The sequence below is a fragment of the Aeromonas sp. 102P genome (assembly GCF_051920345.1).
GTDB classification, from domain to species: Bacteria; Pseudomonadota; Gammaproteobacteria; order Enterobacterales; family Aeromonadaceae; genus Aeromonas; species Aeromonas veronii.
Map to the genome: position 1 here is coordinate 1,330,001 of NZ_JBQBCZ010000001.1, position 23,173 is coordinate 1,353,173.

The 23,173-nt window shown below is 58.9% G+C and carries 18 protein-coding genes, 2 rRNA genes, 1 pseudogene and 1 riboswitch (1 of these 22 only partly in view); of the genes and pseudogenes, 13 read left to right on the forward strand and 8 right to left on the reverse strand.

The genetic code is table 11. The annotated features are described in order from the left end of the window. The 6 genes from ACTG1K_RS06400 to ACTG1K_RS06425 all read left to right on the forward strand — a co-directional run. Positions 1–2,114: ribosomal RNA gene (locus ACTG1K_RS06400) — 23S ribosomal RNA — on the forward strand (it extends 776 nt beyond the left edge of the window). A gap of 111 nt (positions 2,115–2,225) precedes the next feature. After that, positions 2,226–2,340, forward strand: a 5S ribosomal RNA gene (gene rrf, locus ACTG1K_RS06405). Between the two features lie 283 nt (positions 2,341–2,623). Continuing rightward, entirely contained in the window at positions 2,624–3,076 is a 453-nt protein-coding gene (locus ACTG1K_RS06410; RefSeq protein WP_005349109.1) for a pullulanase, read from the forward strand. Positions 3,077–3,287: 211 nt separating this feature from the next. Further along, positions 3,288–5,435 carry an adenosylcobalamin-dependent ribonucleoside-diphosphate reductase gene (locus tag ACTG1K_RS06415; RefSeq protein WP_425857448.1) on the forward strand — a complete coding sequence of 716 codons (2,148 nt, stop codon included), beginning with the start codon at positions 3,288–3,290 and terminating at the stop codon, positions 5,433–5,435. Between the two features lie 10 nt (positions 5,436–5,445). Continuing rightward, entirely contained in the window at positions 5,446–6,129 is a 684-nt protein-coding gene (locus ACTG1K_RS06420; protein WP_149153585.1) for a TSCPD domain-containing protein, read from the forward strand. A 220-nt stretch (positions 6,130–6,349) separates the two neighbouring features. Continuing rightward, positions 6,350–7,720 (forward strand): PhoH family protein, encoded by a 1,371-nt coding sequence (locus ACTG1K_RS06425; RefSeq protein WP_005358170.1) that lies wholly within the window; start codon positions 6,350–6,352, stop codon positions 7,718–7,720. Between the two features lie 81 nt (positions 7,721–7,801). Here the strand turns inward: ACTG1K_RS06425 and thiQ are convergent, their stop codons facing one another. From thiQ to thiB, 3 genes are read right to left on the reverse strand one after another with little or no spacing between them, the layout of a single operon-like run. Then, on the reverse strand, positions 7,802–8,497 hold the full coding sequence (gene thiQ, locus ACTG1K_RS06430) for a thiamine ABC transporter ATP-binding protein (protein ID WP_425857446.1): 696 nt from the start codon (positions 8,495–8,497) through the stop codon (positions 7,802–7,804). After that, positions 8,484–10,103 (reverse strand): thiamine/thiamine pyrophosphate ABC transporter permease, encoded by a 1,620-nt coding sequence (gene thiP / locus ACTG1K_RS06435; RefSeq protein ID WP_425857450.1) that lies wholly within the window; start codon positions 10,101–10,103, stop codon positions 8,484–8,486. Before thiP ends, thiQ begins: the two co-directional genes overlap by 14 nt. Next, positions 10,100–11,080, reverse strand: a complete 981-nt coding sequence (gene thiB, locus ACTG1K_RS06440; RefSeq protein ID WP_425857445.1) for a thiamine ABC transporter substrate binding subunit — start codon at positions 11,078–11,080, stop codon at positions 10,100–10,102. The genes thiP and thiB overlap by 4 nt, the downstream gene beginning before the upstream one ends. 60 nt (positions 11,081–11,140) lie before the next feature. Then, positions 11,141–11,231: riboswitch (TPP riboswitch) on the reverse strand. A gap of 89 nt (positions 11,232–11,320) precedes the next feature. On the opposite strand from thiB, the gene ACTG1K_RS06445 reads away from it, so the two are divergent. Continuing rightward, positions 11,321–11,611, forward strand: coding sequence for a PilZ domain-containing protein (locus ACTG1K_RS06445; protein ID WP_108540907.1), 291 nt, complete (start codon positions 11,321–11,323; stop codon positions 11,609–11,611). A gap of 30 nt (positions 11,612–11,641) precedes the next feature. Here the strand turns inward: ACTG1K_RS06445 and ACTG1K_RS06450 are convergent, their stop codons facing one another. From ACTG1K_RS06450 to leuA, 5 genes are all read right to left on the reverse strand, one after another. After that, positions 11,642–12,571, reverse strand: coding sequence for a hypothetical protein (locus ACTG1K_RS06450; RefSeq protein ID WP_069555887.1), 930 nt, complete (start codon positions 12,569–12,571; stop codon positions 11,642–11,644). 117 nt (positions 12,572–12,688) lie between these two features. Continuing rightward, a complete protein-coding gene (leuD, locus tag ACTG1K_RS06455; protein WP_440004969.1) occupies positions 12,689–13,288 on the reverse strand; it encodes a 3-isopropylmalate dehydratase small subunit in 600 nt (199 codons plus the stop codon). Between the two features lie 12 nt (positions 13,289–13,300). Then, complete coding sequence (gene leuC / locus ACTG1K_RS06460; RefSeq protein ID WP_425857442.1) at positions 13,301–14,698, reverse strand: 3-isopropylmalate dehydratase large subunit; 1,398 nt, start codon at positions 14,696–14,698, stop codon at positions 13,301–13,303. A gap of 33 nt (positions 14,699–14,731) precedes the next feature. Next, on the reverse strand, positions 14,732–15,817 hold the full coding sequence (gene leuB / locus ACTG1K_RS06465) for a 3-isopropylmalate dehydrogenase (protein ID WP_440004970.1): 1,086 nt from the start codon (positions 15,815–15,817) through the stop codon (positions 14,732–14,734). A gap of 192 nt (positions 15,818–16,009) precedes the next feature. Then, on the reverse strand, positions 16,010–17,572 hold the full coding sequence (gene leuA, locus ACTG1K_RS06470) for a 2-isopropylmalate synthase (protein ID WP_058057212.1): 1,563 nt from the start codon (positions 17,570–17,572) through the stop codon (positions 16,010–16,012). Positions 17,573–17,980: 408 nt separating this feature from the next. Between leuA and ACTG1K_RS06475 the strand changes: the two genes are divergently transcribed. The 6 genes and pseudogenes from ACTG1K_RS06475 to ilvN all read left to right on the forward strand — a co-directional run bounded on the left by ACTG1K_RS06475 (position 17,981) and on the right by ilvN (position 23,125). Continuing rightward, the gene (locus tag ACTG1K_RS06475) at positions 17,981–18,601 is read left to right on the forward strand and encodes a TetR/AcrR family transcriptional regulator (protein ID WP_005349170.1); all 621 of its coding nucleotides are present in this window, start codon (positions 17,981–17,983) and stop codon (positions 18,599–18,601) included. A 126-nt stretch (positions 18,602–18,727) separates the two neighbouring features. Continuing rightward, the gene (locus tag ACTG1K_RS06480) at positions 18,728–19,231 is read left to right on the forward strand and encodes a phosphatase PAP2 family protein (RefSeq protein WP_005339149.1); all 504 of its coding nucleotides are present in this window, start codon (positions 18,728–18,730) and stop codon (positions 19,229–19,231) included. Beyond that, positions 19,228–20,337 (forward strand): MJ1255/VC2487 family glycosyltransferase, encoded by a 1,110-nt coding sequence (locus tag ACTG1K_RS06485; RefSeq protein ID WP_440004971.1) that lies wholly within the window; start codon positions 19,228–19,230, stop codon positions 20,335–20,337. The genes ACTG1K_RS06480 and ACTG1K_RS06485 overlap by 4 nt, the downstream gene beginning before the upstream one ends. A 37-nt stretch (positions 20,338–20,374) precedes the next feature. Then, positions 20,375–20,527 (forward strand): hypothetical protein, encoded by a 153-nt coding sequence (locus tag ACTG1K_RS06490; RefSeq protein WP_005341188.1) that lies wholly within the window; start codon positions 20,375–20,377, stop codon positions 20,525–20,527. Between the two features lie 389 nt (positions 20,528–20,916). Beyond that, positions 20,917–22,631: pseudogene (locus ACTG1K_RS06495) on the forward strand (acetolactate synthase 3 large subunit). Next, on the forward strand, positions 22,631–23,125 hold the full coding sequence (gene ilvN / locus ACTG1K_RS06500) for an acetolactate synthase small subunit (RefSeq protein WP_005311605.1): 495 nt from the start codon (positions 22,631–22,633) through the stop codon (positions 23,123–23,125). The pseudogene ACTG1K_RS06495 and the gene ilvN overlap by 1 nt, the downstream one beginning before the upstream one ends. Positions 23,126–23,173 lie beyond the last annotated feature (48 nt).

Here is a 23,173-nt window from a genome sequence, read left to right on the forward strand (position 1 = left end):
AATCAAACTCGGAGATAGCTGGTTCTCCCCGAAAGCTATTTAGGTAGCGCCTCGGACGAATACTACTGGGGGTAGAGCACTGTTTGGGCTAGGGGGTCATCCCGACTTACCAACCCCATGCAAACTCCGAATACCAGTAAGTAATATCCGGGAGACACACGGCGGGTGCTAACGTCCGTCGTGAAGAGGGAAACAACCCAGACCGCCGGCTAAGGTCCCAAAGTTCTGGTTAAGTGGGAAACGATGTGGGAAGGCTCAGACAGCTAGGATGTTGGCTTAGAAGCAGCCATCATTTAAAGAAAGCGTAATAGCTCACTAGTCGAGTCGGCCTGCGCGGAAGATGTAACGGGGCTCAAACCAGGCACCGAAGCCGCGGATTCACACTTATGTGTGAGTGGTAGGGGAGCGTTCTGTAAGTCTGCGAAGGTGTATCGAGAGGTATGCTGGAGATATCAGAAGTGCGAATGCTGACGTAAGTAACGATAAAGGGGGTGAAAAGCCTCCTCGCCGGAAGACCAAGGGTTCCTGTCCAACGTTAATCGGGGCAGGGTGAGTCGACCCCTAAGGTGAGGCCGAAAGGCGTAATCGATGGGAAGCAGGTTAATATTCCTGCACGACTTGTAATTGCGATGGGGGGACGGAGAAGGCTAGGTGGGCCAGGCGACGGTTGTCCTGGTGAAAGTGCGTAGGTGGTATCGGTAGGCAAATCCGCTGATACAACACTGAGACACGAGACGAACACACTACGGTGTGGAAGCCATTGATGCCCTGCTTCCAGGAAAAGCCTCTAAGCTTCAGATTACAAGTCATCGTACCCCAAACCGACACAGGTGGTCGGGTAGAGAATACCAAGGCGCTTGAGAGAACTCGGGTGAAGGAACTAGGCAAAATAGAACCGTAACTTCGGGAGAAGGTTCGCTCTTGACAGTGAAGTCCCTTGCGGATGGAGCAGTTGGGAGTCGCAGTGACCAGATGGCTGGGACTGTTTATCAAAAACACAGCACTCTGCAAACACGAAAGTGGACGTATAGGGTGTGACACCTGCCCGGTGCCGGAAGGTTAATTGATGGGGTTAGCGCAAGCGAAGCTCTTGATCGAAGCCCCGGTAAACGGCGGCCGTAACTATAACGGTCCTAAGGTAGCGAAATTCCTTGTCGGGTAAGTTCCGACCTGCACGAATGGTGTAACCATGGCCATGCTGTCTCCACCCGAGACTCAGTGAAATCGAATTCGCCGTGAAGATGCGGTGTACCCGCGGCTAGACGGAAAGACCCCGTGAACCTTTACTACAGCTTGGCACTGAACATTGAACCTACATGTGTAGGATAGGTGGGAGGCTTTGAAGGCGTGACGCCAGTTGCGCTGGAGCCGTCCTTGAAATACCACCCTTGTATGTTTGATGTTCTAACGCAGGGCCCTGAATCGGGCTCGCGGACAGTGCCTGGTGGGTAGTTTGACTGGGGCGGTCTCCTCCCAAAGAGTAACGGAGGAGCACGAAGGTTGGCTAATCCTGGTCGGACATCAGGAGGTTAGTGCAATGGCATAAGCCAGCTTAACTGCGAGACGGACAGGTCGAGCAGGTACGAAAGTAGGTCATAGTGATCCGGTGGTTCTGAATGGAAGGGCCATCGCTCAACGGATAAAAGGTACTCCGGGGATAACAGGCTGATACCGCCCAAGAGTTCATATCGACGGCGGTGTTTGGCACCTCGATGTCGGCTCATCACATCCTGGGGCTGAAGTCGGTCCCAAGGGTATGGCTGTTCGCCATTTAAAGTGGTACGCGAGCTGGGTTCAGAACGTCGTGAGACAGTTCGGTCCCTATCTGCCGTGGGCGTTGGATGATTGAAGGGAGTTGCTCCTAGTACGAGAGGACCGGAGTGAACGAACCTCTGGTGTTCGGGTTGTCACGCCAGTGGCACTGCCCGGTAGCTAAGTTCGGAATCGATAACCGCTGAAAGCATCTAAGCGGGAAGCGAGCCCTGAGATGAGTCATCCCTGACCCCTTGAGGGTCCTAAAGGGCCGTTGGAGACCACAACGTTGATAGGCGGGGTGTGTAAGTGCAGCGATGCATTGAGCTAACCCGTACTAATTACCCGTGAGGCTTAACCATACAACACCCAAGAAGTGTTCTAAGGCTTGTAACAGATACCAAGCGAACTACTAATTCAGTGATAATGACCTAGTCGTTATTCACGTCAGCTTTCCAAGATTGAAGAATTTGCCTGGCGGCCATAGCGCCGTGGAACCACCTGATCCCATGCCGAACTCAGAAGTGAAACGCGGTAGCGCCGATGGTAGTGTGGCATTCGCCATGCGAGAGTAGGACACTGCCAGGCACCCAATACAAGAAACCCCGCTCATCGAGCGGGGTTTTTTATTGCCTGCAATTCAGCACGTCGCCGGATTATTAGACTTTCCCCTTCTTGTCATTCATTGATTACCCTTCTACAGCCCCAAAAAGGCCTCTTTTTTGTTCGATATTTCCTCACTAGTTCAATGTGTTGGATATAAAAAGCACAGAATGTGATGCCTCTACCTTTCTTGTGATGGCTGCTCTGGTTTAATTCTTCAGTCCACATGGATGGACCAAGGAATCACAATAATTTAAGGAATAGACCCATGTTCAAAAGAACAGTAACGATGATGCTGGCGGCGGGAACCCTGGTATTAGGCGGTTGCGCATCCAATGGTGGTGCAGAGCAGGCGGGGGCAGACAACAGCGACTTCGGTGGCAAGTCCATCTACCTGCGCGGGGAGATGAACGACTGGATGGCGACTGATGAAAGCAAGGTCGTCAAGGTGGCCGACAAGCTCTATATGGCCAAAGGCACCCTCAAGAAAGAGTGGGCCCCCTACAAGTTCAAGTTTGCTGATTCAGGCTGGAGCTGCGGTACCAACTTTGGCTACAAGAGCCCGAGTGATGGTGTTGCCGTACTGGGTGGTGAGGCTGTGCCGGTCAACCCCTGTTCCAAGTATGAGGACATGAAGTTCTCACCGGATGCCGATGGCGTCTACGAGTTCTATCTGAATATGGCGGGTGAAACACCGACGGTATACGTCAAGAAGCCCTGATCTATCTCTGAGTGTTAAATCTCTCAGTAAATTAATCAGTTAAGTGCCTCGGCCCAGAAATCTGCTGGCCGGGGCATTTTTTTAGGTTAGAATCGGCGCCCTCATGGCATTAGGTGTACTATATGTTGTGTCATTAATTTTAGATGGCACCATTAGTTGTGTTTTCTGCTGTTGTTATGATGTCGATGCATTCACATAAGGTTGATTGAAAATGGCTAAATCTAACCCGGTGCTGGAGAGTGAGCTTGGCTCCCGCCTTATCCCCATGCAGGAAACGTCCCTCGAGATCTGGGATAGCAAGTATCGCCTCAAGAGCAAGGATGGCACTCCCATCGACAGCTCTATCGGTGAGACCTACCAGCGGGTAGCCCGTGCGTTGGCAGAGCAGGAGCTGGAGCCTGAGGCCTGGTATGAGCCGTTCCTGTGGGCGCTGCGCAATGGGGCCATTCCGGCGGGCCGCATCACCTCCAACGCCGGGGCGTTTGAGCACAAGCCTGCGACTTCAACCATCAACTGTACTGTTTCCGGCACCATCGAAGATTCGATGGACGATATCCTCGGCAAGGTGCACGAGGCCGGTCTGACCCTGAAAGCCGGGTGCGGTATCGGCTACGACTTCTCGACCCTGCGCCCGCGCGGTGCCTTTGTCTCCGGTGCCGGTGCCTACACTTCCGGCCCGCTCTCCTTTATGGATATCTATGACAAGATGTGTTTCACCGTCTCGTCAGCCGGTGGCCGTCGTGGCGCCCAGATGGGCACCATGGATATCCGTCATCCCGATGTGATCGAGTTTATTCAGGCCAAGCGCGAAGATGGCCGTCTGCGCCAGTTCAACCTCTCTCTGCTCATCACCGAAGATTTCGTCAAGGCGGTGAAAGAGGATGCTCCCTGGTCGCTGATCTTCCCCTACACCGCCAAAGAGGTAGAGCAGGATGGCATTGCGCTGGACGATCCTGCTCAGGTGCTATGGGCCGACTGGCCCAACAAGGAAGGGGTTGTATTCAACGAGTTGGGGCAGGTCGCCTGCAAGGTCTACAAGACCATGCCAGCCCGCAAGCTGTGGAATGTCATCATGACCTCCACCTATGACTATGCAGAGCCCGGCTTCATCCTGATCGACAAGGTCAACCAGATGAACAACAACTGGTTCTGTGAAGAGATCCGCGCGACCAACCCCTGTGGTGAGCAGCCGTTGCCGCCCTACGGTGCTTGTCTGCTGGGCTCGGTCAATCTGACCAAGTTTGTGCGCGACCCTTTTACTGAAAACGCGGCGTTCGATTGGCAGGCGTTTCGCAAGGTGGTGGCCATCTTTACTCGCATGCTCGACAACGTGGTGGAGATCAACCAACTGCCGCTGGCCAAACAGCGCGAGGAGATCACTGCCAAGCGCCGGCATGGCATGGGCTTCCTGGGGCTTGGTTCGACCCTCACCATGCTGCAGATCAAGTACGGCTCTGCGGCATCCGTGGCCTTTACCGAGCAGGTATCCCAGGAGCTGGCGATGACCGGCTGGCAGGAGTCCCTGCGTCTGGCCAAGGAGAAGGGCTCTGCCCCCATCATGGAGCAGGAGTTCGAAGTAACCGGCAAGATGCTGCGTCTGCGCCCGGAAATGGCGGCTGATGGCATCAAGGTGGGTGACAAGGTGAAGGGCAAGGTGCTGCATGCGCGTTATAGCCGCTATATGCAGCAGGTTGCCGAGGTAGATCCTGCGCTGGTCGCCGAGCTGGCCGAAGTGGGTGGGCGTTTCACCCACCACAGCAGTATTGCACCCACCGGCACTATCTCGCTGTCTCTGGCCAACAACGCCAGCAACGGCATCGAGCCGAGCTTTGCCCACCACTACAGCCGCAACGTTATCAAGCCGGGCAAGAAGAGCAAGGAGAGCGTGGATGTCTACTCCTTCGAGCTGCTGGCCTATCGTGAGCTGGTTAATCCGTCCGCCATGCCCTATGCCGATGATGAGGCGAGCCGTCTGCCGGACTACTTCATTACTGCTGATGACATCACCCCGGCGCAGCATGTGGACATTCAGGCTGCGGCCCAGCGCTGGATCGACTCCTCCATCTCCAAGACTGCCAACGTGCCAACCGATTTCCCGTTCGAGCAGTTCAAGGACATCTACATGTATGCCTCGGATTCTGGCCTCAAGGGCTGCACCACCTTCCGCTTCAATCCGGAGGCCTTCCAGGGCGTGCTGGTGAAGGAGAAGGATCTGGAGAACACCCTGTACGATTTCACCCTGGAGGATGGCTCCGTCATCTCCGTCAAGGGGAACGAAGAGATCGAATACGATGGCGAGCTGCATACGGCCGCCAACCTCTACGACGCCTTGAAAGAAGGCTATTACGGTAAATTCTGAGAACGACATTATGGTCAAGAAGATCGACAAGAAAATCGTCGCCTACAAGGTGCGTACCAAGGATGAGCCGCAAGAAGATCTCTCTGTGCAGGATGACGTGGTGCATATGCACGAAACCGTGCTGCGCCCGGAGCGGCTGATGGGAACCACCTACAAGTTGAAGACGCCGGAGCATGTCTCCGAGCACTCGCTGTTCATCACCATCAACGACATTATTCTCAACGAGGGCACGGTTCACGAAACTCGCCGTCCGTTCGAGATTTTCATCAACTCCAAGAGCCTGGAGCACTATCAGTGGATCGTGGCGCTGACCCGCATCATCTCGGCGGTATTCCGCAAGGGTGGGGATGTCACCTTCCTGGTCGAGGAGCTGCGTTCCGTATTCGATCCCAAGGGTGGCTACTGGAACAAGGGCAAGTATGTGCCGTCGCTGATCGCCGAAATTGGCAACGTGATCGAGAGCCATCTCACCGAGATCGGCATGCTCAAGGCAACCGGGCTGGACGAGCATCAGCAGGCATTTCTGGCCGAGAAGCAGGCCGAGTTGAAAGCCGCTCAGGAGGCTGAAGAGCAGCAGGCGAGCAGTGGTTTTCCGGCCAATGCCGCGCTCTGCTACAAGTGCCACACCAAGGCGCTGGTGCTGAAGGATGGCTGCATGACCTGCCTCAACTGTGGCGACTCCAAGTGCGGCTGACAGACATGCCCAAGTAGTTGAACGATAGAGAAAAGACCGGCCATAGCGCCGGTCTTTTTGTTGCTGTTTTTATGCTCAATCAAATCAGGCGGCCAAGTGATTTGTTGCGCGATAGTAAAATCGGGCGTAGCGTTGAGGGTAATAAAACTGTCACGGCCGTGTGGTTTCAATGACATCTGAGATTCACACACGTGGCCCTTCAGTGCCAAGGAGGATGCTTATGGACAATACGGACCGAAAGCTGTTTATCCTGGATACCAACGTTCTGCTTCACGAACCCCTCGCTATCTACTCCTTCAAAGAGCACGACGTGCTCATCCCCATGACGGTGCTGGAAGAGCTCGATAACATCAAGGATCGCAACAAGGATGTCAGCCGCGACGCGCGGGTGGCCATTCGTGCGCTGGAAGATGTGTTCCGCGATGCAACCCCGGATCAGATCACCCAGGGCGTGCCGCTGGCTGGCGAAGCGAGCGGCAATATCTGCATCTTCAGCGATCACCATCTGCCGCAGGATGCCGAGGTGTTTACCGACAAGGAGGCCGACAACCGTATCATCAACGCGGCCCTCTATCTGCAAAAGCACGAGTTGAAGCGTCAGGTGGTGCTGGTCACCAAAGACATCAACATGCGCCTCAAGGCCAAAGGGGCCGGGCTTGCTCACGTTGAAGATTACCGTAGTGACCAACTGATCGATGATATCCGCCTGCTGGCCAAAGGCTTTCAGGTGGTGCCTGGCAGCTTCTGGGAGCGGGTTGGCGAGTGCGAGAGCGAGACCCATGGCCGCGACACCATCCATGTGATCGATGCCAATCTGCTGGAAGGGGTTCATGTAAACCAGTATCTGGTGGATGAAGAGAATTTCTTCGCCGCCCGGGTGCTCAGCCACGATGGCAACAAGATCCGCATCAAGGATCTGGGCCGTGAGCGGCTGATGTCTCGCAAGGCGTGGGGTGTCCATCCCAAGAACGTCTATCAGGGGATGGCGCTGGATGCACTGCTCGATCCGCACATCGATCTGGTGATCCTGACCGGCCCGGCCGGTTGCGGCAAGACCTTGCTGGCCATGGCTGCTGCGCTGGAGCTGGTGATTGAGAAGGGCATTTACGAGAAGGTGATCGTCACCCGGAATACCCCGGAAATTGCCGAAAGCATCGGCTTCCTGCCCGGCACTGAAGAGGAGAAGATGATGCCCTGGCTGGCGGCGGTGACCGACACCCTGGAGGTGCTGCACAAGCAGGACGAGAACATGAGCGGCTCGCTCAGCTACATCATGGAGAAGGCCAACATCCAGTTCAAATCGGTCAACTTCATGCGCGGGCGCAGCATCCAGAACACCTTCGTGCTGCTGGATGAGTGCCAGAACCTGACCGCTTCCCAGATCAAGACCATTATCACCCGTTGCGGCGAAGGCACCAAGATCGTCTGCTCCGGTAACCTGGCCCAGATCGACTCCAACTATCTGAGTCCGGTGACCTCGGGGCTCACCTACATCGTCGAGCGTTTCAAGGATTTTGACGGCAGTGCCAACATCTTCCTCAATGGCGTGGTGCGCAGCCGGCTGGCCTCGTTCGCCGAGGAAAATCTCTGATTAAACTGAATATTTCCAGATACAAAGGGAGGCCAATCGGCCTCCCCTTTTGATCATGGCGCACTTTATGGTTGCCGAGGGCTATTGGCCAAGATAGCGCAGCAGCCCCGGGTGGTTGCTGTTTTGCAGAATATCCGGCTTGCCTTGCAGGGCGATGCGCCCCTCGTCGACAAACAGCACCTGATCGGCAATCAGCTGGGCATCCTCCGGATTGTGGGAAACCATCAACACGGTAATGCCCTGTTCGCAGGCGAGGCGTGCCACTTCCGCCAGCATCTCCCGGCGCAGGGCGGGATCGAGGGCAGAGAAGGGCTCATCCAGCAGCAGCAGCGGTTTGCCGCGCACCAACGCGCGAGCCAGCCCGACCCGCTGCTGCTGGCCGCCGGAGAGCTGCTCCGGCAGGCGGCTTAGCATCTCGCCGAGGCCAACCCGCGCGGCTGCATCGATCACCTGTGTCCGCTGGGCGGCACTCAGGCGCAGACCCGGGTGAAGGCCGATGGCGATGTTGTCGAACATTGACAGGTGGAGGAACAGGTTGTGATCCTGAAACAGGGTGGTGACCGGCCGCTCGGCCGGGCCCAGCGGCAGCAGATCTTCGCCCTCGAAGCTGAGGCTACCTGATTCCACCGGCACGAAACCGGCGATCATCCCGAGCAGGGTCGACTTACCTGCGCCGCTTGGGCCAATCAGCGCGGTGATCTCCCCCTTGGGCAGCTTCGCGCTGAAGCTGACGTGCCAGTCGGGGTAGCTGGTCGCAAGCGTATCAATGTTCAGCATGTTTTCCTCCAAGCCCCCGTTCAACCAGCCAGAACAGGGAGAAACAGAGTGTCAGCAATAGCAGAGCGGTGGCGGCTGCCTCGGTCAATCGATAGCTGCCAAGCTGCTGGTAGAGCAGCCAGGGCAGGGTGGTTAGCTCCTGACTGCCAAACATGGCGATGGCGCCGAGATCCCCCAGCGAGAGGATCATCGACAGCGCCATCGCCAGTGCCAGAGGGCGGCGCAACAGCGGCCACTCCACCAGCCGCAGGCGATGCAGGCCACGTACTCCCAGGCTGTCCGCCAGCCGGTCGTACTGGCGTACCACCAGCTGCATGGGAGCGGAGAGGGTGCGCAGCACATAGGGTAGCGCCATCAGGGCGTTGACCAGCACAACCAGCCAGGGGCCGAGGGCGAACACATCGGCGAACGGCATAAACAGGATGAAGAGACCGGTAGAGAGCACCACGGCCGGGATCATCAGGATCATCGAGCCGCTTGCCTCCCACAGAGCGGCAGCCCGCCGCTGACGGGTGCGCACCTTGAGGTGACGGCTGGTGAGTAGCAGGCCGCTGCCGAGCAAGGTCGCCAGGGTGCCCGCCGCCAGCGCAATCAGCAGCGACTGGCCGCTCGCCTGCCACAGTTTGGCGGAAGTGAGCGCCGTCAGCAGGCCGGGGTGGAGGCCGGCCACCACGATAGCCAGCAGCGGTGGCAGAAAGATGGCGAGCCCGATACCGAGCGAGAGCAGATCCACCACGGCCGCGCCCGGCTGATGGCGATCCGGCCGCAGGCAGGGGCGACGAGGCGTCACCCGACTGGCCGGGGTGCTCTGCAGCTTGTGTTGCAGGGCGAGCAGGGCAGCGGTCAGGATGAGCTGCACCAGCGCCAGTCCGCCTGCGGTGGCGAGATCGAAGTCAAAGCGCAGCGCCTGATAGACGGCCACCTCCAGGGTGGTCGATTTCGGCCCCCCCCCCAGCGCCAGCACGGTAGTGAAGCTGGTGAAGCAGAGCATAAAGATGAGGCTGGCCAGCCCCGGCAATATGCCGCGAATAAGCGGCCACTCCAGCAGCCGAAAGATGTTGGATGAGCGCATGCCGAGCTGGCTGGCGAGGCGCCAGCTCGATTCGGGGATGCTCTCTATGCTCTGCAACATCAGGCGTGCCGCCAGCGGCATATTGAAGAAGACGTGGGCCAGCAGGATACCGAACAGGCCGTAGAGATAGTTGCCGGGATCCAGCCCCAGTGAGCGCAACAGTTGCGGCAGCCACCCCTGTTTGCCGTGTACCGCTACTATGCCGAAGATGGCGATGATGACCGGCAGCACCAGCGAGAGGCCAAACAACTTGATCAGCAGGGTTCGGCCAATGAAACGGCGCCGCGCCAATGCACGGGCCACCGGAATGGCCAGCCCCAGGCTCAGCAAGGTGGAGAGCAGTGCCTGCCCCAGACTGAAGCCCAGCACATGACGCAGATAAGGATCTGCGAACAGGGTGCGGGGGGCCAGCGAACCGGCCTGCCACAGCAGGGCCGCGAGCGGCCCGAGGGATAACAGCAGGATCAACAGGGTGGCAGCACTGCCCGGCAGCCACCAGAGGGGACGAGTCTGTGGTTTCAGATAACGGCTCACTGGGTGACGGCTTGCAGCCACTCGCGGATCCACCCTTTGCGATTGGCGGCCACCTCATCGGCACTGAAGGCGAGCGGCTTGGCTACGGTGATCATCTGCTCGAAGCCCTTGGGTAGCGGCGTGTCGATCACCGGATACATCCAGTTGCCGGTCGGGATCTCGTTCTGGAAGGCGGGGCTCACCATAAACTGCAGGAACTGGTCAGCCAGCTTCTCCTGTTTGGCACTTTTCAGCTTGGCGGCCACTTCCACCTGACGGTAGTGACCCTCCTCAAAGGCGGCAGCCTGATACTGGGGCTTGTTCTCGGCAATAAGGTGGTAAGCGGGGGAGGTAGTGTAGGAGAGCACCATGTCCGCTTCGCCATCGAGGAACATGCCATAGGCCTCGGACCACCCCTTGGTGACGGTGACTGTCTTCTTGGCAAGCGTGGCCCAGGCTTCAGGAGCCTTGTCACCGTAGACAGACTTCATCCACAGCATCAGCCCCTGTCCCGGGGTCGAGGTACGGGGGTCCTGATAGATAACCTTGAGATCGGGGCGCTCCACCAGCTCTTTCAGGCTCTTGGGCGGGGTCTTGAGCTTGCTCTTGTCGTAGACGAAGGCGAAGTAGCCGTAGTCGTAAGGTACAAAGGTGTCATCCTGCCAGCCACCCGGCACCTTGATGCCGTCGAGCTTGGCGGGATGGGGGGCGAACAGGCCGCTCTGCTTGGCTTCACTGATGAGTGCATCATCCAGCCCCAGCACCAGGTCGGCCTTGCTGTGGTTGCCCTCCAGTCGCAGCCGGTTGAGGATGGCGACGCCATCTTCGAGGGGAACCAGATTGAGGGTGCAGTCGCACGCTTTCTCGAAGGCCTGTTTGATCTTGGGCCCCGGACCCCACTCGGCAGTGAAGGAGCTGTAGGTGTAGACGGTGAGGGTGTCGGCGGCGAACACATTGGCCGACAGCAGGCCGGTGGTGACCAGCAGCAGGGTCTTCATGGGTGGCACTCCCTATTACTTGTTAATAACGAGGTGCCAGCGGGTGAGGGCGCAAAAAATGAGCGCCATGCCTCAAATTCCTCCGCCAGCATTATCTGGATCAGGTACACGGGTATAATCTCAGCGGTAAACCGCACCCCGTTTGAGAAACGAACCGCATTGTATTAACGTTCTTTTGGGTAGACCAGCACAATTGTGCAATACCCATGAGATGACGCCCACCCAACAGAGGATGTTCGCGTGCTTACCAATACCAAGGAAAGGCGTGCCTTTGCGCGCATGGTCATCAATGCTCCGGTCACCGTCTATCAGCAGCAGCTGGTGCTGGAGGGGATCTGCCGGGATCTCAGTGCCAACGGCATGGGGATTGCGGTCTCTGAACACCAGCTCGACATCAATCAGCCCATCCGGATCAGTCTTGCCACCAACAACAATCTGTTGCCCCCCTTTGAAGCCCATGCCCGTATTATCCGGGTGCTGGAGGAGGAGATCGGGTTGCTGCTGGCGGTAGAGTTTCTGCCTCAGGGTTAATCCTCTCTCCCCATCGGCAGAGGGAGGGGATTAGCCTTTCTCCTGAACCGGCTGCACACTCAACTGCTTGCTATCGACCAGCGTTTTGCTGGTCGATGCTATTTGGCCCGCAGGCAAGGTGGCGGGACCGGTAGGTTCGAGCAGCAGGTAGTTCTGCCCCTGCCAGTTGAGGGTCACATCCCCCGGCTTGGCGGGCAGGTCAACGGCCAGCAGGGCATGGCCGGGGACGAACACCATGGCCTGTTTCAGCTCCGGAAAGAGCTGAGCCAGCATGGCGGCCATCAGGGTTACCTTGCTGTCGCAATCACCCCGGTTCTGCTCCAGCACCTGACGGGGCGGGAGAAATCCTTTGCCCTGCCTTCCATTCAGGCTGTCGAGCTGCTGGTAGGGGATGCTCTGGATAAAGGTGAGCATATGGGCCACGGTTTTCTGGCGCGCTTCCGTTTCGGTGCTGCCCTGCTGCTTGAGTTGATCCGCCAGCGGAGCCAGCCCGCTGCGACTCTCCAGCGCGATGCGCACATGATCCTGCTTCACCGCCAGCTGTCCGTCCGGGGTGTTGAAGTACTGGAAGTAGTGTTTGGTCAGCCACGCCAGCTCCTCTTTGCTCCGCTTGGACTGCAGAAAGGCCATCGCCTCGCGCGCCTTGTCCTGATTGCGGCTTTTCAGATGCAGCTCCAGCGAGGGACGAGCGAGGGTGAACTGCACCTCGGGGTAGTTCTGGCGCACCTCCCGCAGCAACACCTGCAACACCTCCTCCTGCATTCTCGCCGGACGATAGGCGATAAGGGGCGGCAACTTGCCCTGTTCGAGCCGGTAGGTGAGCTGTTGGGGTTTGCCTTCGCTATCCTGCCAGCCGACGCTGATCTGGCCGAGGCTGTTGTTGAAGCTGGTTTGGCTGGCCCCCGCAGGCAGGGCAAGCAGCAGGGCACAGAGCAGAGGAATTGCCGTCGGTCTCTTCATCATCCTTTCCTGTGGCACGGGCCAGTTCCGGTGGCCCAAAGTGGGAAGCGTCGCGGACAGTAAAACAGGGAGCCGAAGCTCCCTGTTGATTCTACTCGTTTTTTTGCAACTGGCGCGTTAAATCCAGCTCGGCTGCTTCGCCTCAAAAGCGCTGATGGCGGCCTCGTGCTGCAGGGTCAGACCGATGGCATCCAGCCCGTTGAGCAGGCAGTAACGGCGGAATTCGTCGATCTTGAAACCGAAGCTGAGTTTGCCGGCGCGTACCTGATTGGCTTCCAGATCCACCTCGATCTCGATGCCCGGTTTGGCGGCCACCAGCTGGAACAGGGCGTCGACCTCCTCCTCCTTCAGGCGTACCGGCACCATGCCGTTGTTGATGGCGTTGCCGTAGAAAATGTCGGCAAAGCTCGGGGCTATGATGGTCTTGAAGCCGTAGTCGGCCAGCGCCCAGGGGGCGTGCTCGCGACTAGACCCGCAGCCGAAGTTCTCGCGGGCCAACAGGATGCTGGCACCGGCGAATTGTGGCTGGTTCAGTACAAACTCGGGGTTGGGCTGCTGGCCTGCATCGTCGAGGAAGCGCCAGTCGTGGAACAGGTGCTTGCCGAAACCAATGCGGTTGATCTTCTGCAAAAACTGCTTCGGAATGATGGCGTCGGTGTCGACGTTGGCGCTGTCGAGGGGGACGACGATCCCTTTATGCTGTTTGAATCCTGTCATCGTAATGTCCTCTTACAGTACGCGAATGTCGGCGAAGCGGCCGGTGACGGCGGCGGCGGCGGCCATGGCTGGGCTGACCAGATGGGTGCGGCCGGCGCGGCCCTGACGCCCTTCGAAGTTGCGGTTGCTGGTGGAGGCGCAGCGCTCCCCCGGTTGCAGCCGGTCGTTGTTCATCGCCAGACACATGGAGCAGCCCGGCAGGCGCCACTCAAAACCAGCTTCGATGAAGATTTTGTCCAGCCCCTCGGCTTCGGCCTGCGCCTTCACCTGCTCGGAGCCCGGCACCACCAGCGCCTGCACGCCAGCGGCTACCTTGCGACCGCGAGCTATGGCGGCGGCAGCGCGCAGATCCTCAATGCGGCTGTTGGTGCACGATCCGATAAACACCTTGTCGATGGCAACGTCGGAGAGCTTCTGGCCTGGCTGCAAATCCATGTAGGCGAGCGCCTTGCGGGCGGACTGCTGCTCCATCAGATCGGTAAAGGATTCCGGTGCCGGAATCGGCTCATTGACGGCAATCACCTGGCCCGGGTTGGTACCCCAGGTGACCTGCGGGGCGATATCGGCGGCATCCAGCACCACTTCGGCATCGAAACGGGCACCTTCATCGCTCTTGAGGCTCTGCCAGTAGGCGATGGCCTGCTCCAGTACCTCGCCCTTGGGAGCAAACTCCTTGCCACGGATGTAGTCGATGGTGGTCTGGTCGGGGGCGATCATGCCCGCCTTGGCGCCGAGCTCGATGGCCATGTTGCACACCGTCATCCGCCCTTCCATGGAGAGGCTCGCAATGGCCTCGCCAGCAAACTCCACCACGTAGCCGGTACCACCGGCATGGCCGACCTTGCCGATAATGGCCAGCACCACGTCCTTGGCGCTGATGCCCTCCGCCAGCTTGCCGTTGACCGAAATGCGCATGGTCTTGGCGCGCCCCTGTTTCAGGGTCTGGGTGGCCATCACATGTTCCACTTCGGAAGTGCCGATGCCGAACGCCAGCGAGCCGAAGGCGCCGTGGGTGGCGGTGTGAGAGTCGCCGCAGACGATGGTGGTGCCGGGCAGGGTAATGCCGAGCTCGGGGCCCATCACATGGACGATCCCCTGATATTTGTGGTTGAGATCGTAGAGGCGAACCCCGAACTCTTTGCAGTTGTCGGCCAGCGTCTCCATCTGGATGCGGGCCATCTCGCCGGAGGCGGCGATGTCCTTGGTGGTGGTGGAGACGTTGTGATCCATGGTGGCCCAGGTCAGATCCGGGCGGCGCAGCTGGCGATTCATGGCGCGCAGGCCGTCGAATGCCTGCGGGCTGGTCACTTCATGCACCAGATGGCGGTTGATGTAGATGAGGGGGGTCTCCCCTTCCACTTCCCGTACCACATGGGCGTCGAATACTTTCTGATAGAGGGTCTTGGCCATTGCTTCTTTCTTCCTTGTTCTCTGTTATGCGGCTCAGATCCGGGCGGCGATCTGGCTACCCATCTCGGACGTGCTCTGCACCGGATGGCGGGCGCTGGCCTGATGCAGGTCGGCGGTGAAGTAACCCTCGGCCAGGGTCTGGGCCACGGCCTGCTCAATGGCCTGGGCGGCAGCCTCTTGACCCAGGCTGTAGCGCAGCATCAGGGCGGCGGAGAGGATCTGGGCGATGGGGTTGGCAATCCCTTTGCCGGCGATATCCGGGGCCGAACCACCGGCCGGTTCGAACAGGCCGAAACCCGATTCGTTGAGGCTGGCGGAGGGGAGCAGTCCCATGGAGCCGGTGATCATGGCGCACTCGTCGGAGAGGATGTCACCAAACAGGTTGGAGCAGAGCAGCACATCGAACTGGGACGGATCCTTGATGAGCTGCATGGTGGCGTTATCGATGTACATATGGTTGAGGGTTACGTCCGGATAGGACTTGGCGACTTGCGTCACCACCTCGCGCCACAGAATGGAAGAGGCGAGCACGTTAGCCTTGTCGATGGAGGTGACCTTGCCACGGCGCACGCGAGCCGACTCAAAGGCAATCTTGGCGATGCGCTCAATCTCGAAGCGATGGTATACCTCGGTGTCGAATGCCTTCTCGTTCGCCCCTTCTCCCTCACGCCCCTTGGGCTGGCCGAAGTAGATGCCACCGGTCAGCTCGCGCACGCAGGCGATGTCAAAACCGCGATCGGAGATATCGGCGCGCAGCGGGGAGAACTGCTCCAGACCGGTGTAGATGCGGGCCGGACGCAGGTTGCAGAACAGCTTGAAGTGGGCGCGCAGGGGCAGCAGGGCGCCACGTTCCGGCTGAACGTTGGGGGGCAGATGTTCCCATTTCGGGCCGCCCACCGAGCCAAACAGCACGGCATCGGCCGCTTCACAACCTTTGATGGTGCTTTGCGGCAGCGGGGTACCGTGGTTGTCGATAGCGATGCCGCCCACGTCATGGCGATCATACTCGAAGGCGAGGCCGAACCTGGCCTGCACCTTCTCCAGCACCTTGATGGCCTCGGCCATCACTTCAGGGCCAATGCCGTCACCCGGCAATACTGCGATCCGATAACTGCTCATACACTCTCCATCCTGATATTGTCTTTGAGATCCCTCTGTCCGGTTTCCCCGACGCTGCGCGCGGTTACCGGTTCAGACGTTCCCCGTCCCGATGTTGTCATTCCATGCTGTCTGTGTGGCTGCGAGTCCTGCTCAGACGGTTTCCGATTTTATGCTGTCATTCCATTCCGTCTGTTTGGTACCGAGTTCGGCTCAGACGGTTTCTGATTTGATGCTGTTATTGCGTTCCATCTGTTCGGCCACCTGATCGGCGCGCCAGATGCTGTTGATCACATGGAGCAGGGCGTGGGCCGAGGATTCGATGATGTCGGTGGCCAGTCCCATGCCGTGGAATTTGCGCCCCTTGTACTCGGCGACGATATCGACCTGACCGAGGGCATCTTCCCCTTCGCCCTTGCTCTTGAGGGCATATTTGTCGATGCGGATCTCATAGCCGGTGATGCGGTTGATGCACTGGTAGACCGCATCCACCGGGCCATTGCCGGTGGCCGCTTCGCAGATCAGATCCTGTCCCACCTTCAATTTGACCGAGGCGGTGGCGAGTACCGAGCTGCCGCTCTGCACCCCGAGGTACTCCAGTTTGAAGTGCTCCGGCTCTTCGTGGATCTGGCTGAAGAAGGCCAGTGCTTCGAGGTCGTAGTCGAACACCTGCCCCTTCTTGTCGGCCAGGGTCAGGAACTTGCCGTAGAGGTGGTCGAGGTCGTAGCTGCTCTCGGCGTAGCCCATGGACTCCATCCGGTGCTTGATGACGTGACGGCCGGAGCGGGAGGTCATGTTGAGGTTGTTCTGGGTCAGGCCAATGCTCTCGGGAGTGATGATTTCGTAGGTATTTTTCGCCTTGAGCACCCCATCCTGATGGATGCCGGAGCTGTGGGAGAAAGCGTTGGCACCGACGATCGCCTTGTTGGGTTGCACCGGCATGTTGCACAGCTGGCTGACCAGCGTGCTGGTGCGATGAATTTCGCTGTGGCGGATATTGGTTTGTACCCCGAGCAGGTCGGCGCGGGTTTTGAGGATCATCGCCACCTCTTCCAGCGAGCAGTTGCCCGCCCGTTCGCCGATGCCGTTGATGGTGCACTCGATCTGGCGGGCCCCCATCTGCACCGCGCCGATGGAGTTGGCCACCGAGAGCCCCAGATCATCGTGGCAGTGGACCGAGATGATGGCCTTGTCGATGTTGGGCACCCGGTTGAACAGGGTGTGGATGATGCCGGAGAACTCGGTCGGTACCGTATAGCCCACAGTATCCGGGATATTGATGGTGCGGGCGCCCGCCTTGATGGCGGCCTCCACCATGCGGCAGAGGTTATCGATCGGCGTGCGGCCCGCATCCTCGCAGGAGAACTCCACATCATCGGTGTAGCGCAGGGCGTGCTTGATGGCGCCGACCCCCATCTCCAGCACGTCTTCGAAGCTCTTTTTCAGCTTGCTCTCCACATGGATGGAGGAGGTGGAGATGAAGGTATGGATGCGAAACGCCTCGGCGACCCGCAAGGCTTCGCCGGCGGCGTCGATATCCTTGGGCAGGGCGCGGGCGAGGGCGCAGACCCGGCTGTTCTTGATGTGGCGGGCGATGGTCTGCACCGATTGAAAATCGCCGGGAGAGGAGACCGGGAAGCCCACCTCCATGACGTCGACACCGAGCCGCTCCAGTGCCTGGGCGATCTGCAGCTTCTCCTTGACTGTCAAACTGGCCGCCAGGGCCTGCTCACCATCACGCAAGGTGGTGTCGAATATGATGACCCGATCTGACATGTGACTTCCCTCTTCCTAAGTTCGGTAACGTGCATCCTGCGGCGGCATAAAAAAACCCGTGCAGGGTGCACGGGTTTTTGTAAATTCCGGCTATGCCTTAGCCCGGCTACAAGGATCCCGCGCGAGTTAACGCGATTAGGGAGATTAGTAGTAGCGGGGTGGCGATACGCATGACGTTGTTATTCCTTCCAGTCGATAACGCTTTTACCAATATCGAGATTTTTATGCTGTGTCAACACGGAAGGTCAGGGGCAATCTGCTGACGTATTTAATCGGATTGTAAAGGATTGCAAATTTCCTTGTCCCATATTCGGCCCATGACCGATTATCTGGTCATTCCTGCTGTGCTCTATTCTCTGCACAACCAGATCGACTTATCAGCATTGGCTGAATTATCTGAGGTGTTAAATGGAAAAACGTAGACCTGGTCGTCCGGTCGGACGTTCTGACATTCGTGACAAGTTGCTTGCTGCCGCCCGTGAGCGTTTTCTCAATACTCCCTATAGCAAGGTGACTACACGCGAAATCGCGGAGCTTGCTGGCTCCAATCTGGCAATGATCCACTACTACTTCGGCAGTAAAGAGGGTCTTTACAAAGCGGTGTTGGGCGATGTCGCCGAACCCCTCGACCATGCCTGGCAAGATGAACACAGCAATCACAGCCTCAACGAGCTGCTCAACACCTACTATCAGGTGATGGCGCCCAACAGCGAGCTGACCTCTGCCATCTCCAGCGCATTGTCGACCGAGAAGAGCCCGGGCCGGGATTTTGTGCTGAACCGCCTGCTGGAACGCCAGCTGCCGCAGTTCGATGCCCTGCTGGAAACCATGAAGTCCAACGGTGAGCTGGGTGACAACCTGGATCCCGACATGCTGAAGATCTCCTTCCTCAGCATGATGTGGCAGCCATTCGTGATGAAAGATCTCTACGAGCAGGTGTTTGGCCTGAAAGTGGATGAGCACTTCATGGCCCGTCTGGCGGATCACAATTGCCGTCTGATGGAGACCGGTCTGCGCGGCAGCCACTGATTTTGCCGCCACATCGAGATTAAAAAGGGCCATTCGGCCCTTTTTTCATAAATCTGTTATCCCTTGTTCAACGTAACGTCATCCCGCTTTCTTACTCTGCAAGCAGAATTCAGGGAAGGAGGGGATATGAACAAGATCCAGCAATGGGACCTGCAGGTGTGCCGGGTCTGCCTGCTTCACGGCTACAACCGGCAGCAGGCGAGGGTGAGTCGTCTCATTTCCCGCACCGGTGATGGCCCGCTTTACGCTGTGCTGGCCGCCCTGCTCTGGTGGCAGGGGGAGGCAGAGCGGGAACTGGTGCGACTGGCACTGCTTGCATTTGCCATCGAACTGCCCCTTTATCTGCTGCTGAAAAACAGCCTGAAACGGCAACGGCCGGTCGGCTTGCCGGTCTTTATCACCCCCTCCGATCGTTACAGCCTCCCTTCCGGCCACACTGCCGCCGCTTTTCTGATGGCCACCATTTTGGCCACCGGCTTTCCGCTCTGGGCACCCTTGTTGTTTGGCTGGGCGGCGCTGGTGGGAGCATCCCGGTTGCTGCTCGGGGTGCACTACCTGAGTGATCTGGTGGCCGGTGCCCTGCTGGGGGGCGGTTGCGCCGTGCTGGCGCTCGGCTGGAGCCACTCATGAGGATACTGTTTGGGGTGCAAGGCACCGGTAACGGTCATATCAGTCGCAGTCGCACCCTGGCGCGGGCGCTGCGCACGGCTGGGGTCGAGGTGGATTATCTCTTCAGCGGTCGCCCTGCCGACCGCTACTTCGACATGGAGGAGTTTGGCGCCTACCGCGCCTTTGCCGGCCTCACTTTTGTCAGTCACGAGGGGCGAGTTTCTCCGTGGCGTACCCTGCAAGCCGCCTCGCCGCTCACCTTCTGGCGGGATCTGCGGTCTCTCGATTGCAGCGAATACGATCTGGTGGTGAGCGATTTTGAGCCACTCACCGCCCACGCTGCCCGCCGCTATGGCAAGCCGAGCCTCACCGTCAGCCATCAGGCCAGCTTCAACTGGCCCATTCCGCGCTGGGGGGAGGATGGGGTCAGCCGTCAGCTGATGCGCCACTTTGCTCCTGTGGATCAGCCGCTCGGGCTGCACTGGTTTCACTTTGGTCACCCCTTGTTGCCGCCGGTGATCGACCCCATCGCCGCCGCACCGGATAACGGCGAGATCCTGGTCTATCTGCCATTCGAGCAGACCGAGGCGATCGCCGCCCTGTTGTCGCGCTTTGGTCAGCAGCGCTTCGTCTGCTTTCACCCCGCCATTCGCACCCCGAGCCAATGGCGCAATCTGCGCTTCGAGCCGCCGTCACGGCACGGGTTTATCGCCGTGCTGGCCGGTTGTCGCGGCGTTATATCCAACGCGGGTTTCGAGCTGGCTTCCGAGGCGCTCACCCTCGGCAAGAAGCTGTTGGTCAAGCCCCTCGGCGGCCAGTTCGAGCAGCTGACCAATGGCAAGACCCTCGAGATGATGGGACTGGCGACCCTGATGGATGTGCTCGATGCCAATCTGGTGCGCACCTGGCTCGACAGCGCCTCGCCGGGGGCGGTTTGCTACCCCGATGTAGCGGGGGAGCTGGCCCGCTGGCTGGCGGCGGGAGCCGACGAGAGCGTAGCCTCTCTGTCGCGGCGGCTCTGGGCGCGCACCCTGTTTCCGGAGGAGGTGAGTGATCGCCTGAGCGAGCTGGATGGGGGCGACTGTTTATCCAGTTGCTGGTTATCGCAAGTGAGCGTTGTTGACTAGACTGAAAGGCGATCCCACCAAGGAGAGGACGGAGCAAATGCGCTTTACCAATGAAAACGGCGAAGTCATGAACCTGGCTGACAATCTCACCCTGCACGAGTTGCTCGATATGGGTGTCAGCATCTCGGTCAGTGAAGAGACCGATCCGGATCAGCAGATCTGGCTGGCGGAGCCGGATCAGGACAACTGAGTCATCATCCGGCATCAAGCCCACCGCTGAACGGTGGGCTTTTTTGTGACTGTTTTCCCCTCTGCGGAATGATCCGCTGGCCATTCCCCGACTTCCTTCCCTTTTGTCTCATGGCCGCTGCGGCAACTCATTGAATGTTAATAGCCGGTTGAAATGTATGACTGTTCTGGTCAGATAAAGCCGTGGACAAGCGTTATGAAGCGGGTTAAGTTGGTTTTTCACCCTATTTTCGGGTGAATGACGGAAAAATCCTTTTTTTCTACTGTCGACGGGGCTGAATTGGACCGATCTGCATTCAGATAACAACAAGAAACGGATCGGGCCGTGCCGGGAAGCACGGCATCGTCGGCGGGATTCGCTAAACGGAGCAAAGCCTGGAGGGCTTTATCATGGAGATGTTATCAGGCGCCCAGATGGTGGTTAGAGCGCTGGAAGATCAGGGAGTTGAGCACGTCTTCGGCTACCCTGGTGGCTCAGTGCTCGACATCTATGACGCTCTCTTCGAAAACGGCAAGATGGAGCATGTCTTGGTGCGGCACGAGCAAGCCGCGGTTCACATGGCTGACGGTTACGCCCGTTCCACCGGCAAGGTGGGGACTGTGCTGGTAACGTCAGGCCCGGGAGCGACCAACTGCATTACCGGTATTGCCACCGCCTATATGGATTCCATTCCGCTGGTGATCCTCTCCGGCCAGGTGCCGACCAGCATGATCGGTGAGGATGCGTTCCAGGAGACCGACATGATCGGTATCTCCCGCCCGGTGGTGAAGCACAGCTTCCTGTGCAAGAAGGCGAGCGATATTCCCGAGGCCATCAAGAAGGCCTACTACATTGCAGCCAGCGGCCGCCCGGGGCCGGTGGTGGTGGATCTGCCCAAAGATGTGCAGAACCCGAAAGAAAAATTCCCCTACCAGTATCCCGAGACGGTCTCCCTGCGCTCCTACAACCCGACCAAGTCTGGTCAAGGCAGATAAAGCGGGCTGCCAAGCTGCTGGTAGAAGCCCAGCGCCCGGTGATGTACGTGGGCGGTGGTGCCATCAACGCCAATGCGGACCATCTGGTGACCAAGCTGGCGGAGCTGCTGAATCTGCCGGTGACCACCACCCTGATGGGGCTGGGGGCTTTCTCCGGCGTCCATCCGCAATTTATCGGCATGCTGGGGATGCACGGCACTTTCGAAGCCAACAAGACCATGCACAACGCGGATCTCATCTTCGCCGTGGGAGCCCGCTTCGATGACCGCGTCACCAACAACGTGGCCAAGTTCTGCCCAAATGCGACCGTGGTTCATATCGATATCGACCCCACCTCCATCTCCAAGACGGTGCAGGCCCATGTGCCTATCGTCGGCTCGGTGGAAACCGTGCTGGAGCAGATGTTGGAAGTGATCCGCGAGTGTGGCTTCGATAACGACAAGGAGGCGCTGGCGGACTGGTGGAGCCAGATCAACCAGTGGCGCTCCCGTCACTGTCTGGCCTACGAAAAGTCGGCTACCCAGATCAAGCCGCAACAGGTGATCGAGACCCTCTACAAGGTGACTCAGGGTCAGGCGTTTGTTGCCTCCGACGTGGGCCAGCACCAGATGTTTGCGGCCCTCTACTACCCGTTTGCCAAACCGCGCCAGTGGATCAACTCGGGGGGCCTCGGCACCATGGGCTTCGGTATTCCGGCAGCCATGGGGGCCCAGTTTGCCAACCCGGATGCGGTGGTCTGCTGCGTCACCGGCGACGGCTCGGTGCAGATGAACATTCAGGAGCTCTCGACCTGCATGCAGTACGGGGTGCCCATCAAGATCATCTCCATCAACAACCGTGCGCTGGGCATGGTCAAGCAGTGGCAGAAGATGTTCTACGGCGGTCGTCACAGCCACTCCTACATGGAGTCCCTGCCGGACTTCGTCAAACTGGCAGAAGCCTATGGCCACGTCGGCATTGCGGTGAGCGATCCGGCCGAGCTGGAGAGCGCCATGGAGAAGGCCTTCGCCATGAAGGATCGGCTGGTGTTCATGGATATCTCGGTAGACCCGGATGAGCACGTCTATCCGATGCAGATCAAGTTTGGCGCCATGGATGAGATGTGGCTGAGCAAAACGGAGAGAACCTGATGAGACACATCATTTCAGTACTGCTGGAGAACGAATCCGGCGCTCTGAGTCGCGTGGTGGGCCTCTTCTCCCAGCGCGGCTACAACATCGAGACCCTGACGGTGGCGCCGACCGAGGATCCCACCTTGTCGCGTATGACCATAGTCACCATGGGGGACGAGCGGGTGCTGGAGCAGATCCAGAAGCAGTTGCACAAGCTGGTGGATGTGCTCAAGGTGTGCGACTTGAGTGAAGGGGAGCATATCGAGCGGGAGATCGCGCTGGTCAAGGCGCGCGCCGCCGGTGGTGCCCGTGACGAGCTGAAACGGCTGGCGGATATCTTCCGTGGCCAGATCGTCGACGTCACCCCCGAGCAGTACACGGTGCAGCTGGTGGGCACCAGCGAGAAGCTGGACGCCTTTATCAAGACTGCCGCCCAGACCAACGAGATCATCGAAGTGGTTCGCTCCGGCGTCTGCGGTATCTCGCGGGCGGACAAGGCACTGCGGCCCTGATGGCTGGCGGGGCAGCTGATGACACGTCAGCTGCCGCAGAGTGAAAGG

What these genes read in the sequence shown, in the direction of transcription:
- ACTG1K_RS06410 (WP_005349109.1), top strand. Translation starts at nt 2,624, where the DNA reads ATGTTCAAAAGAACAGTAACGATGATGCTGGCGGCGGGAACCCTGGTA.
- ACTG1K_RS06415 (WP_425857448.1), top strand. Translation starts at nt 3,288, where the DNA reads ATGGCTAAATCTAACCCGGTGCTGGAGAGTGAGCTTGGCTCCCGCCTT.
- ACTG1K_RS06420 (WP_149153585.1), top strand. Translation starts at nt 5,446, where the DNA reads ATGGTCAAGAAGATCGACAAGAAAATCGTCGCCTACAAGGTGCGTACC.
- ACTG1K_RS06425 (WP_005358170.1), top strand. Translation starts at nt 6,350, where the DNA reads ATGGACAATACGGACCGAAAGCTGTTTATCCTGGATACCAACGTTCTG.
- thiQ (WP_425857446.1), bottom strand. Translation starts at nt 8,497, where the DNA reads ATGCTGAACATTGATACGCTTGCGACCAGCTACCCCGACTGGCACGTC.
- thiB (WP_425857445.1), bottom strand. Translation starts at nt 11,080, where the DNA reads ATGAAGACCCTGCTGCTGGTCACCACCGGCCTGCTGTCGGCCAATGTG.
- ACTG1K_RS06450 (WP_069555887.1), bottom strand. Translation starts at nt 12,571, where the DNA reads ATGAAGAGACCGACGGCAATTCCTCTGCTCTGTGCCCTGCTGCTTGCC.
- leuD (WP_440004969.1), bottom strand. Translation starts at nt 13,288, where the DNA reads ATGACAGGATTCAAACAGCATAAAGGGATCGTCGTCCCCCTCGACAGC.
- leuC (WP_425857442.1), bottom strand. Translation starts at nt 14,698, where the DNA reads ATGGCCAAGACCCTCTATCAGAAAGTATTCGACGCCCATGTGGTACGG.
- leuB (WP_440004970.1), bottom strand. Translation starts at nt 15,817, where the DNA reads ATGAGCAGTTATCGGATCGCAGTATTGCCGGGTGACGGCATTGGCCCT.
- leuA (WP_058057212.1), bottom strand. Translation starts at nt 17,572, where the DNA reads ATGTCAGATCGGGTCATCATATTCGACACCACCTTGCGTGATGGTGAG.
- ACTG1K_RS06475 (WP_005349170.1), top strand. Translation starts at nt 17,981, where the DNA reads ATGGAAAAACGTAGACCTGGTCGTCCGGTCGGACGTTCTGACATTCGT.
- ACTG1K_RS06480 (WP_005339149.1), top strand. Translation starts at nt 18,728, where the DNA reads ATGAACAAGATCCAGCAATGGGACCTGCAGGTGTGCCGGGTCTGCCTG.
- ACTG1K_RS06485 (WP_440004971.1), top strand. Translation starts at nt 19,228, where the DNA reads ATGAGGATACTGTTTGGGGTGCAAGGCACCGGTAACGGTCATATCAGT.
- ACTG1K_RS06490 (WP_005341188.1), top strand. Translation starts at nt 20,375, where the DNA reads ATGCGCTTTACCAATGAAAACGGCGAAGTCATGAACCTGGCTGACAAT.
- ilvN (WP_005311605.1), top strand. Translation starts at nt 22,631, where the DNA reads ATGAGACACATCATTTCAGTACTGCTGGAGAACGAATCCGGCGCTCTG.